12 protein-coding genes are annotated in these 13,186 nt (G+C 72.1%); 3 read left to right on the top strand and 9 right to left on the bottom strand.

Features of this window, described 5'->3' with window-relative positions; all coding sequences use genetic code 11:
• Positions 1-34 precede the first annotated feature (34 nt).
• On the bottom strand, positions 35-754 hold the full coding sequence (locus tag FB455_RS07480; protein WP_030271023.1) for an MBL fold metallo-hydrolase: 720 nt from the start codon (positions 752-754) through the stop codon (positions 35-37).
• 236 nt (positions 755-990) lie between these two features.
• Between FB455_RS07480 and FB455_RS07475 the strand changes: the two genes are divergently transcribed.
• A complete protein-coding gene (locus tag FB455_RS07475; RefSeq protein WP_013474876.1) occupies positions 991-1,860 on the top strand; it encodes a peptidylprolyl isomerase in 870 nt (289 codons plus the stop codon).
• A gap of 94 nt (positions 1,861-1,954) precedes the next feature.
• Positions 1,955-2,797: a peptidylprolyl isomerase gene (locus tag FB455_RS07470; protein ID WP_013285471.1), complete on the top strand. Its 843-nt coding sequence runs from the start codon at positions 1,955-1,957 to the stop codon at positions 2,795-2,797.
• A 71-nt stretch (positions 2,798-2,868) separates the two neighbouring features.
• On the opposite strand, the gene FB455_RS07465 is transcribed toward FB455_RS07470, so the two are convergent.
• From FB455_RS07465 to ruvC, 8 genes are all read right to left on the bottom strand, one after another.
• The gene (locus tag FB455_RS07465; protein WP_013285470.1) at positions 2,869-5,340 is read right to left on the bottom strand and encodes a RelA/SpoT family protein; all 2,472 of its coding nucleotides are present in this window, start codon (positions 5,338-5,340) and stop codon (positions 2,869-2,871) included.
• Between the two features lie 226 nt (positions 5,341-5,566).
• Positions 5,567-6,133, bottom strand: coding sequence for an adenine phosphoribosyltransferase (locus FB455_RS07460; protein WP_145752688.1), 567 nt, complete (start codon positions 6,131-6,133; stop codon positions 5,567-5,569).
• 97 nt (positions 6,134-6,230) lie between these two features.
• Positions 6,231-7,418 carry a protein translocase subunit SecF gene (gene secF, locus FB455_RS07455; RefSeq protein WP_013285468.1) on the bottom strand — a complete coding sequence of 396 codons (1,188 nt, stop codon included), beginning with the start codon at positions 7,416-7,418 and terminating at the stop codon, positions 6,231-6,233.
• Position 7,419: 1 nt separating this feature from the next.
• Entirely contained in the window at positions 7,420-9,321 is a 1,902-nt protein-coding gene (secD, locus tag FB455_RS07450; protein ID WP_174361706.1) for a protein translocase subunit SecD, read from the bottom strand.
• 224 nt (positions 9,322-9,545) lie between these two features.
• Positions 9,546-9,890, bottom strand: a complete 345-nt coding sequence (gene yajC / locus FB455_RS07445; protein ID WP_036345294.1) for a preprotein translocase subunit YajC — start codon at positions 9,888-9,890, stop codon at positions 9,546-9,548.
• 140 nt (positions 9,891-10,030) lie between these two features.
• The gene (ruvB, locus tag FB455_RS07440; RefSeq protein WP_013285465.1) at positions 10,031-11,095 is read right to left on the bottom strand and encodes a Holliday junction branch migration DNA helicase RuvB; all 1,065 of its coding nucleotides are present in this window, start codon (positions 11,093-11,095) and stop codon (positions 10,031-10,033) included.
• A complete protein-coding gene (ruvA, locus tag FB455_RS07435; protein WP_013285464.1) occupies positions 11,092-11,694 on the bottom strand; it encodes a Holliday junction branch migration protein RuvA in 603 nt (200 codons plus the stop codon). The genes ruvB and ruvA overlap by 4 nt, the downstream gene beginning before the upstream one ends.
• Positions 11,691-12,218, bottom strand: coding sequence for a crossover junction endodeoxyribonuclease RuvC (gene ruvC, locus FB455_RS07430; protein WP_071095759.1), 528 nt, complete (start codon positions 12,216-12,218; stop codon positions 11,691-11,693). The genes ruvA and ruvC overlap by 4 nt, the downstream gene beginning before the upstream one ends.
• 184 nt (positions 12,219-12,402) lie before the next feature.
• Here ruvC and FB455_RS07425 point away from each other — a divergent pair, with 184 nt between their 5' ends.
• On the top strand, positions 12,403-13,185 hold the full coding sequence (locus tag FB455_RS07425) for a 3-hydroxybutyrate dehydrogenase (protein ID WP_071095761.1): 783 nt from the start codon (positions 12,403-12,405) through the stop codon (positions 13,183-13,185).
• Position 13,186 lies beyond the last annotated feature (1 nt).

The raw sequence follows: 13,186 nt of genomic DNA, 5'->3' as shown, positions 1-13,186 counted from the left end.
GCGGGGCGCGGGCGAACGTCGTGGGTCGCGGCGGTCAGAGGCCTCGGGTGGGCGCGGCCGGGCGCGCGCCGCCGGTGCCCGCCACCTCGACGAGGTACGGGTTGGTCGCGCGCTCGCGGCCGATCGTGGTCGCGGGGCCGTGGCCGGGCAGGACGACTGTGTCGTCGGCCAGCGGGAGCACCTTGTCCCGCAGGCTGGACAGCATCCGGGGCATGCTGCCGCCCGGCAGGTCGGTGCGGCCGATCGAGCCGGCGAACAGCACGTCACCGGAGAGGCAGATCTGCTCCGCCTCCCAGCGCGAGCCGGCGCCGGGCAACCGGAACAGCACCGACCCGCCGGTATGGCCGGGGGCGTGGTCGACGGTGATCTCCAACCCGGCCAGCGACAGCGTCGCGCCGTCGGTCAGCTCGGCCACGTCGTCCGGCTCGGCGTACGGCAGCCGGCCGCCGAACAGCTGGGTCAGGTCCATCGACAGCGCCTTGCTCGGGTCGGCCAGCAGCTCCCGGTCGTCCGGGTGGACGTAGGCGGGGATGCCCCGCGCACCGCAGACCGGGGCGACGGAGAACGTGTGGTCGAGATGGCCGTGGGTGAGCAGCACGGCGGCCGGGTGCAGGCGGTGCTCGGCGAGCACGGCGTCGAGCCGGTCGAGCACCCCGATGCCGGGATCGACCACCACGCACTGCTCCCCCGGCCCGGTCGCCACCACGTAGCAGTTGGTGCCGAAGGCGTCCGCGGGAAAGCCGGCCACGAGCACGTCGCTCCCCTTTCCGTCCGGTCGTCGTCTGCCTGCAGCCTAGTCGTAGCGGCCGGCGAGTTCCGTCCGCCACCGGCCCGGTCCGCCCCGGCCGGGCTGAGACGGCGGGACCTCGTACACCACATTCACAGTCGCTACCCGTACACTCTGGCGGGCGTGTGGCGTGGCGCACCCCGATCGGAACGGCGGACGGCGCCCGGCGCCGGCGGCGATCAGGCAGAGGAAGGGGAGCGCGCGTGGCTTCCAGCAGGGACCGGCAGCGCAAACTGGCGCGCGCCAAGCTCGACCGGCAACTCGCCCGGCGGGCGGCGGTCGCGAAGCGCCGCCGGCAGATCCGGGCCGGCGTGGGCGCCGCGGTGGTGCTCGTGCTGATCGTGGCCGGCTCCGCCTGGGCGCTCGGCGCGTTCGACTCCGAGCCGGAGAAGAAGGCCGCCGAGGACGTCTGCCTCTGGAGCGCGGAGGACGGCGCCGTCAACACCAACCTCAAGGACGTCGGCCAGCCGCCCACCACGGGCCTGCCCACCTCCGGCACCCGCCCGATGACGATCACCACCAACCAGGGTGGGCCGATCACCGTCGAGCTGGACCAGACCGACGCGCCGTGCGGCGCGGCGAGCCTGAGCTACCTGGCCGGCCGGTCGTTCTTCGACAACACCACCTGCCACGAGATCACCGCCGAGGGCGCGCTGCGCTGCGGTGACCCGACCGGCACCGGGCTCGGCGGCCCGACCTACTCGTTCTACGACGAGAACGTCCCGGCCGCGCCTGAGCCGAGCCCGTCGGCCTCGCCGGCGCCCGGGCAGCCGGCGACGTACCCGAAGGGCACTGTCGCCATGATCGGCAACCCGCCCGGCAGCAACGGCAGCCAGTTCCTGATCTTCTTCAAGGACGCCAGCCCGGCCAAGCCGGCCTACTCGGTGGTCGGCAAGGTCACCGGTGGGCTCGACGTGGTGGAGAAGATCGGCGCCATGCCGACGGTGGACAATGGCAACGGCGCCAAGGTCAAGCCGAAGACGCAGGTGCTGGTCCAGAGCGTCACAGTCGGCGAGCCCGGCGCGGCGCCGGCCGGCAGTCCCGCGCCCTCGCCCAGCGCCAGCGCGGGCTGACCCGACAACCCGATCCGGCGGCCCCGCCGCCGGTGACCCACACGTGACCGGCGGCGCGCGCGCCGACCCCATACGCAGCAGGTGAGGAGTGACCGTGACGTCCACCAGAGACCGCCAGCGCGCGGCGGCGCGGGCCAAGCTCGAGCGGGAGATGGCGGAACGGGCCGGCCGGGCCCGCAAGCGCCGGCAGACCCAGGCGATCGTCGGGGCCGCGGCGGTGCTGGTGCTCGTCGTGGCCGGCACGGTCTGGCTCGTCGCCGCGCTCGGCGACGACGACGACAAGCAGGGCGGCACCACCGCCGATGCCGGGGCCGTCCAGTGCGCGTACACGGAGGTGCCCAAGGAGGGCCGTCCGCCGCAGATCAAGGACGTCGGCCTCCCGCCGACCCAGCAGTCCGGCAAGGGCACCCAGACGATGACCATCGACACCAACCTGGGCCCGATCACCGCCAAGATCGACCGTGCCGCCGTGCCCTGCACCGCCGGTAGCTTCACGCACCTGACGGAGAAGGGCTTCTTCGACAACACCAAGTGCCACCGGCTGGTCACCGAGGGCATCAAGGTGCTCCAGTGCGGCGACCCGAGCGCCACCGGCAAGGGCTGGCGGGACACCGACGGCACCGGCGGCCCGTCCTACAACCTGGCCGAGGAGAACCTGCCGACCAACAAGCGCCCGCCGTACCCGGAGGGTGTCATCGCGATGGCCAACTCCGGCCAGCCGGGCAGCACGGGCAGCCAGTTCTTCATCGTGTACGGCGACTCGCCGCTCGACCCGAACTACACGGTGCTGGGCACCATCACCGGCGGCATGGACGTGGTGAAGCAGGTCGCCGCGGCCGGTGACGACGGCGCGTTCGCCAAGCAGGCCGGCGGTGGTCACCCGAAGAAGGAGATCACCATGACCAAGGTGACGATGAGCCCGGTCCAGGGCGGCTGACCGCACCCGTACGACGACGAAGCGCCCGCCGGCTGATCGCAGCCGGCGGGCGCTTTCGCGTGCGTGGTGGCTCAGGCCCCCGAGGTGACCCGGTACGCGTCGAACACGCCGTCGACCTTGCGGACGGCGGCCAGCAGGTGCCCGAGGTGCTTCGGGTCGGCCATCTCGAAGCTGAACCGGCTGACCGCCACCCGGTCGCGGGTGGTGGTGACGGTCGCGGAGAGGATGTTCACCCGCTCCTCGGACAGCACCCTCGTCACGTCGGCGAGCAGCTTGTGCCGGTCCAGCGCCTCGACCTGGATGGCGACCAGGAACGTGGAGGCGGAGGTGAGCTTCCAGCTCACCTCGACCACCCGCTCGGGCTGAGCGCGCAGGTCCTCGGCGTTGGCGCAGTCGTCCCGGTGCACGCTGACCCCGCCGGAGCGGGTGACGAATCCGAACACCGAGTCCGGCGGCACCGGCGTGCAGCAGCGGGCCAGCTTGATCCAGACGTCGCTGACACCGCGGACCACGACACCCGGGTCGGCGCTGCTCTGCCGGCTGCGCGGCGGCCGGGTGGCGACGGCGGTCTCGGCGATGTCCTCCGCCGCGCCCTCCTCGCCGCCGTAGGAGGCCATCAGCTTCTGCACGACCGACTGCGCGGAGACCTGGCTGTCGCCGACCGCCGCGTACAGCGAGGCCACGTCGGCCAGATGCAGGTCCCGGGCGATCGCCATCAGCGCGTCCGAGGTGAGCATCCGCTGCAACGGCATGCCCTGCTTGCGCATCGCCTTGACGATCGCGTCCTTGCCGGCCTCGATCGCCTCCTCGCGCCGCTCCTTGTTGAAGTACTGGCGGATCTTGGTACGCGCCCGCGGGCTCTTGACGAAGCCCAGCCAGTCCTGCGTCGGCCCGGCCGTGTCGGACTTCGACGTGAAGATCTCGATCACGTCGCCGTTGGACAGCGTCGACTCCAGCGGCACCAGCTTGCCGTTGACCCGCGCGCCGATGCACTTGTGCCCGACCTCGGTGTGCACCGCGTACGCGAAGTCCACAGGCGTCGACCCGGTCGGCAGCGGGATGACGTCACCCTTCGGGGTGAAGACGTACACCTCCTGGCTGGACAGGTCGAACCGCAGCGCGTCCAGGAACTCGCTCGGGTCCGCCGCCTCACGCTGCCAGTCCAGCAGCTGCCGCAGCCACGTCATCTCGTCGATGTGCGCCGGCGGGCCCACCACCGGGGTGCCCTTGTGCTCCTTGTACTTCCAGTGCGCGGCGATGCCGAACTCGGCGGTGCGGTGCATCGCGTACGTGCGGATCTGCATCTCCACCGGCTTGCCGGTGGGCCCGATGACAGTCGTGTGCAACGACTGGTACATGTTGAACTTGGGCATGGCGATGTAGTCCTTGAACCGGCCCGGCACCGGCTGCCAGTTGGCGTGGATGACACCAAGCGCCGCGTAGCAGTCCCGCACCGTGTCGACCAGGATCCGCACACCGACCAGGTCGTAGATGTCGTTGAAGTCGCGCCCCCGCACGATCATCTTCTGGTAGATCGAGTAGAGGTGCTTCGGCCGGCCGGTGGTCTCCGCCTTGATCTTGGCGGCCTTCAGGTCGGTGGACACCTTCTGCGTCACCTGACGCAGCAGCGCCTCGCGCTGCGGCTGGTGCTCCCCGATCAGCCGGTTGATCTCCTCGAACCGCTTCGGGAACAGCGTGCCGAAGGCCAGATCCTCCAGCTCCCACTTGATCGTGTTCATACCGAGGCGGTGCGCCAGCGGGGCCAGGATCTCCAGCGTCTCCTTGGCCTTCTGTTCCTGCTTGGGGCGGGGCAGGAAGGTGAGCGTCCGCATGTTGTGCAGCCGGTCGGCCAGCTTGATCACCAGGACCCGCGGGTCCTTCGCCATCGCGACGACCATCTTGCGGATGGTCTCCGCCTTGGCCGCGTCGCCGAGCTTGACCTTGTCGAGCTTGGTGACGCCGTCGACGAGCAGCGCGACCTCACCGCCGAAGTCGGCGCGCATCTGGTCGAGCGTGTACTCGGTGTCCTCGATGGTGTCGTGCAGCAGCGCCGCGACCAGCGTGGTGGTGTCCATGCCCAGGTTCGCCAGGATGGTCGCCACGGCGAGCGGGTGCGTGATGTAGGGGTCGCCGGACTTGCGGTACTGACCCGAGTGCCACCGCGCGGCCGTGTCGAAGGCGCGCTGGAGCAGCCGCGCGTCGGCCTTGGGGTGGTTCTCCCGGTGCGTCGCGATCAGCGGCTCCAGCACCTCGCTGACCTGCGAGGTCTGCCAGGGCGCGTTGAACCGGGCCAGCCGGGCGCGTACCCGCCGGCCGGTGGGCGCGTTGGAGAGGGCGAAACCGCTGCCGGGCGTGGACTCGGTGGAACCCTCGGTCGGGAACGGCACCACGACCGCCCCGCCGTCGGCCGTCGCGTCGGACGCGCCGCCGGTGGCGCCGGTCGCCCGGGCCGGCGGGTTGCCGCTGCGCTCGGTCACCGAGCCGTCCGCGTCGCCTGTCGGGTGCACCGTGCCCTCCACCGGAGGGACGACATCGTGGGACACCGGCCTCCTCACCGCTCGCCGGGATGCGCCGGCCGTCCGGCCGACGTCTGGTTCAACCGGCCCGGAGGCCGGTCTTGTTCCACGCGGTCGCCGGGGCCGGGCCCCGGCGCCTTCGCCGCCCCGGACAGCTCGGCCGGGTCGGGCAAAGGGCAATGCTACCCGTACGCAGGGTACGCCACCGCTCCCCCGGACGGTCGGCGCCGACCGGCCCGACGGGCCGGCCTGGTCAAACGGTCAACAGGGCATGGACCGGGCGCTGCGCCAGCCGCTTACGGCCCTCGAGGAAGCCCAGCTCCAGCAGCACGGTGAACCCGGCCACCGTGCCGCCGGCGCGTTCCACCAGGTCGAGCGTCGCCTCGGCGGTCCCGCCGGTGGCGAGCACGTCGTCGAGCACCAGCACCCGGTGGCCCGCGGTGAAGGCGTCCTGGTGCACCTCCAGCGTCGCCTCGCCGTACTCCAACGCGTAGGAGGCCGAGTGCGTGGCCCGGGGCAGCTTGCCGGCCTTGCGCACCGGCACCACGCCGACGCCGGTGGCGTACGCGACCGCCGCCGCCAGCACGAACCCGCGTGCCTCGATGCCGACGACGGTGTCGAACGACTCCGGCCCGTGGTACGCGATGATGCCGTCGATCACCGCCCGGAACGCCTCACCGTCGGCGAACAGCGGCATCAGGTCCTTGAACACGACACCCGGCTTGGGGAAGTCCGGCACGTCCAGCAACCGGCTGGCGACGAGCTGGGCGACCTCCGGGCCGCTGTCTCCCCGTACCCCTGTGGTGTGGGTCTCCGTCACTGTGCGTCCCATGTCCTCTCGAAACGACGACGGCGTCCGTCATGCCGTGACATCAGCATGACGGACGCCGTCGGACCGATTCCGTCCGGCCCTGCGGTCAGCGGCGCTTGCCGCCGGGCCGGTTGCCGCCGCCCCCGGCGGGACGGCCGCCGCGGGCACCGCTGGGACGCTTGCCGGCCGGCCGGGCGCCCACCTTGGGTGCGGCACCGGCCAGCGCCGCCGCCTCCGGGTCGATCGGCGCGTCGGCGGCCGGCGTGGTGGCACGCGGGCCCTTCGGTGTGATCTCGCCCCGGGCGAGCGCGGCCCGGCGGGACAGCACCCGCTTGTTGTGGGCGCTGATCCGCGGGTCCATGTTCTTCAGCAGCACCAGCAGCGGCGTGGCGAGCAGGATCGAGGTCAGGAACGCCACCGCCATACCGACGAACAGCACCAGGCCGAGGTCCTTCAGCGTGCCCGCGCCGAGCAGGCCGGCGCCGATGAACAGCAGACCGCCGACCGGCAGCAGCGCCACGACCGAGGTGTTCAGCGACCGCATGAGGCTCTGGTTGAGCGCCAGGTTGGACGCCTCGCCGTAGGTGACGTTGTTGTTCGCGGTGATGCCGCGTGTGTTCTCCTGCACCTTGTCGAAGACCACCACCACGTCGTAGAGCGCGAAGCCCAGGATCGTGAGGAAGCCGATGATCGTCGACGGGGTGACCTCGAAGCCGACCAGCGAGTAGATGCCGGCGGTCAGGGCCAGGTTGGTCAGCAGCGAGACGATGGCGGCGGCCGCCATCCGCCACTCGAAGCGCAGCACCAGGTAGATCGACACCACCGCGATGAAGATCACCAGACCGAGGAAGGCGCGCGAGGTGACCTGGCTGCCCCAGGCCTCGGAGACCTGGCTGCCGCTGATCTGGTCGGCCGGGATGCCGAACTCCTGCGCCATCGCGGTCTTGGCCGCGTTGGCCTGCTCGGCGGAGAGCTGGCCGGTGCGCATCTCGTAGAACTCGCCGCTGGTGCCGCCGACCTTCTGCGCGCTGACCACCTCGACGCCCGGCGCCTCGTCGGCCAGCACGTCGTCGACGGTCCGCTCGGCCTGGTCCAGCGTGCCGACGCTGGCCGGCACCTGGAACGAGTTGCCGCCTGCGAACTCGATGCCCAGCTTGAAGCCGCTGATCGCGAAGCTCAGCACGGCGATCAGCACGAGCACGCCGGCCACGCCGAACCACAGCTTGCGCCGCCCGACGATGTTGAGATCCGCCTCACCCCGGTAGAGCCGGGCGGCCAGACCGCTCTTAGCCATCTCAGGCCTCCTTCACACGCGGGTTGCGGGCGTTGCCCGGCTCGGCCGACCGGGCCGGCAGCGCCCGGCCCAGACCGCTGACCCGCGGCGACAGGAACGCCCGGGTACGGGCGAACATCGTCATGATCGGGTGGCGGAAGAGGAACACGACGACCAGGTCGAGCACGGTCGCCAGGCCGAGCGCGAAGGCGAAGCCCTTCACCGCGCCGACGGACACGATGTAGAGCACCACTGCCGACATCAGCGTGATGGCGTTGGCCGAGATGATCGTCCGGCGGGCCCGGATCCAGGCGCGCGGCACCGCGCTCCGTGGACTGCGGCCCTCCCGGATCTCGTCCTTCAATCGTTCGAAGTAGATGACGAACGAGTCCGCCGCGACGCCCAGCGAGACGATCATGCCGGCGATGCCGGCGAGCGTGAGCGTGAAGCCGATCGACCGGCCGAGCACCACGAGCGCGCCGAACACCAGCAGCGCAGAGAGCACCAGGCTCAGGAAGATGACCGAGCCGAGCAGCCGGTAGTAGAAGAACGAGTAGATGATGACCAGCAGCATGCCGATGCCCGCGGCCAGCAGACCCGCCTTGAGGTGGCTGTCGCCGAGCGTCGCGGTGACGTTCTGCTGCTCCTGCGGCTCGAACGTCACCGGCAGCGCGCCGTAGCGCAGCTGGCTGGCGAGCGCGTTCGCGGCCTTGTTGTCGAAGCTGCCGGTGATCTGCGAGTCGCCGGTCAGCACGCCCTGGATCTCCGGGGACGAGACGATCTCGTTGTCCAGCACCACGGCGACCCGGCACTTGCCGTCCTGGCCGAGCGCGGTCTGGTCGCAGGCCTGGCCCTCGTTGGTGAACGCCTCGCGGGTCAGCGCGGTCCACTTCTCCTGGCCGCTGCCGGTGAAGTTGAGGCTGACCACCCAGGAGCTGGTCTGGTCGAGCTGGGCGGAGGCGTTCTTGACGTCGGTGCCGAGCACCTTCGCGACGTCCAGCAGGTACTTCGCGCCGGACTCGCAGGCGACCGCCTTCTGCTTCTCGTCCTTGATCGAGGCGGCGGGCCGCTTGTCGAGCTGGGCGCAGGTGATGGTCGGGACGTTGAACTGCATCTCCACCGGCAGGACGGCGATCTCCTGCGGGGTGAGCGTGCCGAACGGCTTGAGCTTGTCCGCCAGCGACGGGTCGGTGGTCAGGTCCGCCGGGGCCTGCAGGCCAGAGGCGGCGGCCCAGGCGGCCGCGCCGACCTTCTGCTCGACGGCCTTGCGCTGCTGCTCGATGCTCTGCGGCACCGGCTCGGCGCTGGCGCTCGGGCTCGGCGCGGCGGCGCTCGGCGAGGCCGACGGGGACGCGGAGGCGCTGGCGCTCGGCGTCGGGGCCATACCGCCCTGCCCGCCGGCGCTCGGCGACCCGCTCACCTTGGGGCTCGTGCTCGCCTTCGGCGACGCGCTGCCCGACGGGGTGGCGGCTCCGGACGGGGTGGCGCTGGGCGTCGGCGCGGGCGCGAGCGCGGCGCCGCTGCCGTCGGTGGCCTTGAGCACCTTGCGGAAGCGCAGCTCGGCGGCCTCACCGACGTCGGTCAGGTCGCGGTTCTGGCCGGGCAGGGAGATGACGATGTTGCGGTTGCCCTCGGTGACCACCTCGGCCTCGGCCACGCCGTAGGCGTTGACCCGGCTCTCGATGATCTGGCGGGCCTCCTCGAGGTTGTCGGCGGTCGGGGGCTTGCCGTCCACCGTGTTGGTGGCCTCGAGCGTCAGCCGGGTGCCGCCGACGAGGTCCAGGCCGAGCCGGGGCTCCAGCCGGTCCTTCCAGCCACCGCTGGCGCCGCCCGAGAAGAACACCAATAGATAGAGGACGACGAAGATGAACCCGAGCACGGCGAGCTGCCGTCCGGGCCGCATCTGTCCCTGAGGTGGTGCCACGGCTGTCCTGTCTCCCTGTACGGTCGCGCCGCTTCCACGGCGGCGACAACTGTCGGGCCGGGGGTGTCCGCCCGACTGCTCCGGCGGGTCGGCACCGGAGGACGGCACGCCGGCTGGTGCGCGGCGCGGGGGCGCCGCACGGGCCGGCCGGATGCCGGCGCCGCGCGCCGACCCCAACTATCCACTTGTACGGATGAATCCGCTGCCCCGTCCGGGACGGGTGGTCACTCCTTGACCGGCTCGGCTTCCTCGGTGATCGTCTCGGCCGCCGGCGCCTCGGCGCGCTTGATCACCCGCGCGACGGCGGGGCGGGCGTACCGGGTCTGCACGCCCGGAGCGACTTCGAGCAGGACCGTCTCGTCCTCGACCGCGGTGACCGTGCCGTGCAGGCCGCCGATGGTGACCACCTCGTCGCCCGGGGCGAGAGCGGACTGCATCTGCTCTGCCTCGCGGCGGCGCTTCTGCTGCGGACGGATCATCATGAAGTACATGACGACGAAAAGCAGAGCGATCATGAGGATCGGCGTCAGACTGCCGGCTCCCCCGCCACTCGCTGCTGCGTAAAGCACGGTGTAGACCTTCCGGTTGGCCTCCACCCCGGCGCCGGAGGGCGCCGCAGCGGAAGCGGATTCTCACGTCCTGTACAAACCGCGGCGAAGTCTAGTCCCTGCTCCTGAGAAGACCGAATGCGGCACAGATCACGAACGGATCACGGCTGGTCGGTCTGCACCGAGAACAGATCGGGCCCCGGAGGGGCATCCGCACCAAATGTACCATTCGGGGGCGTACGGCCCAGATGGCGCCAGGCAGCCTCGGTCGCCACCCGCCCGCGCGGGGTCCGGGCCAGCAGCCCGGCCCGGACCAGGAACGGCTCGCAGACCTCCTCGACCGTGTCCGGCTGCTCGCCCACCGCCACGGCGAGCGTGGACAGGCCCACCGGGCCGCCCCGGAACGAGTCGACGAGCGCGGTCAGCACCGCCCGGTCGAGCCGGTCCAGGCCGAGCGCGTCCACGTCGTAGACGGTCAGCGCGGCCCGTGCGGTCTCCAGCGTGACCACGCCGTCGGCGCGGACCTCGGCGTAGTCGCGGACCCGGCGCAGGAGCCGGTTGGCGATACGCGGGGTGCCCCGGGACCGGCCTGCGACCTCCGCCGCGCCGTCGGCGGTGATCGGCACGCCGAGGATCCGCGCCGACCGGTGCAGCAGCGTCTCCAGGTCGGCCGGCGCGTAGAAGTCGAGGTGCGCGACGAAGCCGAACCGGTCGCGCATCGGGCCGGTCAGCAGGCCGGAGCGGGTGGTGGCGCCGACGAGCGTGAACGGCTCCACGTCGAGCGGGATGGCGGTGGCACCCGGGCCCTTGCCGACCACCACGTCGACGCGGAAGTCCTCCATGGCGCTGTAGAGCAGTTCCTCGGCCGGCTTGGCGATCCGGTGGATCTCGTCGATGAACAGCACGTCGCCCTCGGCGAGGCCGGTCAGGATCGCGGCCAGATCGCCGGAGCGCTCGATGGCCGGGCCGCTGGTCACCCGGATCCCGGTGCCCAGCTCGGCGGCGACGATGTTGGCCAGGGTCGTCTTACCGAGGCCAGGCGGCCCCGAGAGGAGGATGTGGTCGGGCGGGGAGCCGCGCCGCATCGCTCCCTGCAACAGCAGGTCGAGCTGGTCGCGGACCCGGTGCTGGGCGATGAACTCGTCCAGCCGCTTCGGGCGGACGCTGGCCTCCGCGTCCAGCTCGGCGTCGTTCACGTACGCCGAGACCAGGTTCTCCCCGCTCATCGGTTCCGGCCCAGGAGGCGGATCGCCTGCTTGAGCAGCACCGGCACCGGCGGGGTCTCGCCGTCGACGGTCTCCGCCACCGCGGCCACCGCCTGCTCCGCCTGCCCGGCCGTCCAGCCGAGCCCGACGAGGGCCTGGCGGACCTGCTCCGGCCAGGCGCCCGCGGTCACCCCGGCCGCGCCGTCGGCGCCCACCGGCACCGGGCCGACCCGGTCGCGCAGCTCCAGCACCAGCCGCTCGGCACCCTTCTTGCCGATGCCCGGCACCCGGGTCAGCGCGGCGGTGTCGGCGTTGGCGATGGCCTTGCGGACCGCGTCCGGCGTGTGCACGGCGAGCACCGCCTGGGCCAGCCGGGGACCGACCCCGCTGGCGGTCTGGAGCAGCTCGAACAGCTGCTTGGCGTCGTCGTCGGCGAAGCCGTAGAGGGTGAGCGAGTCCTCCCGGACCACAAGGCTGGTGGCGAGCCGGGCGGGCTGGCCCACGCGCAGGTCGGCGAGCGTGCCGGGAGCGCACTGCACGGCCAGGCCGATGCCGCCCACCTCCACCACCGCGTGATCCGGGCCGGTGGCGGTCACCGTGCCGCGTACGCTCGCGATCATCGCGTCCCTCCTCGTCGGGCCCGTTGCGCGGCCGCGGCCAGCTTGGACCGGGTGCCACCGCGCCACACGTGACAGATGGCCAGCGCCAGCGCGTCGGCGGCGTCGGCCGGTTTCGGCGGCTCGGGCAGCCGCAGCAGCCGGGTGACCATGGTGGTCATCTGCTTCTTGTCCGCCTGCCCCGAGCCGGTCACCGCCGCCTTGACCTCGCTCGGCGTGTACGTCGTCACGGGCAGCCCGGCCCGGGCCCCGGCGAGCACCGCGACGCCGCTGGCCTGCGCGGTGCCCATCACGGTGCGGACGTTGTGCTGGCTGAACACGCGCTCCACCGCGACCGCGTCCGGCCGGTGCTCGGCGACCAGGCCGGTGAGCGAGCGGTCCAGGTGCAGCAGGCGCAGCGCCAGGTCGTCCTCCGGGTCGGTGTAGACCACGTAGTAGGCCACGAGCGTGCAGGGACGGCCCGGCACGCCCTCGACAACGCCGACCCCGCACCGGGTCAGCCCCGGGTCGACGCCCAGCACGCGCACGCCGCCTCCTCCCCGAGCCGCCAGCAGTACGTGTGTTCGACACACCCTACTGGTGCCCGCCGACACCGGGACCGCCGGACACGCCGGGCACGGGCGGTGACGCGGCGCACCACACACGCAGACGGTGGAGTATGTGTCGCCGCCCCATGTGCCAGGGGGCACCCGGCTCGTACGTTCATGCGCCATGACGGCAGAACCCGTGGCGGTCCCCCACGTCGTACACGTCGACCTGACCGGTCGCACCGCGCTGGTGACAGGTGGTGGCGGCGGCATCGGACGGGCCTGCGCGCTGCGCCTGGCGGCGGCCGGCGCGACGGTGGTGGTGCTGGACCGCGACGTGGCGGCGGCCGAGGCGGTGGCCGCCGAGGCCGGCGGCCGGGCGGTGGGGATCGACCTGGCCGACCCGGCGGCTGTGGACCGGCTCGACGTCGACGCCGACATCGTGGTCAACAACGCCGGGCTGCAGCACGTCGCGCCGGTGCAGGACTTCCCGGTCGAGCGCTTCGAGTACATCCAGCGGGTGATGGTGGAGGCGCCGTTCCTGCTGATCCGCCGCGCGCTGCCCGGGATGTACGCGAACGGCTGGGGCCGGGTCGTGAACATCTCCTCGGTGCACGGGCTGCGCGCCTCGCCGTTCAAGGCCGCGTACGTCTCGGCCAAGCACGCGCTGGAGGGCCTGTCCAAGGTGGTGGCGCTGGAGGGCGCCGCACACGGCGTCACGGCCAACTGCATCAACCCGGCGTACGTGCGCACCGCGCTGGTGGAGAGCCAGATCGCCGACCAGGCGGCCACCCACGGCATCGGCGAGGACGAGGTGGTCGAGAAGATCATGCTGGCCCGGGCGGCGATCAAGCGGCTGATCGAGCCGGCGGAGGTGGCCGAACTGGTGGCGTACCTGTGCTCCCCGCCGGCCGCGTTCCTCACCGGCACCTCGATCGCCCTCGACGGGGGCTGGACGGCGAACTAGT

The sequence above is a fragment of the Micromonospora sp. CNZ296 genome, from assembly GCF_007827635.1.
The sequence above is the reverse complement of the archived record's forward strand: the minus strand, read 5'-3'. Positions and strand labels throughout refer to the sequence as shown.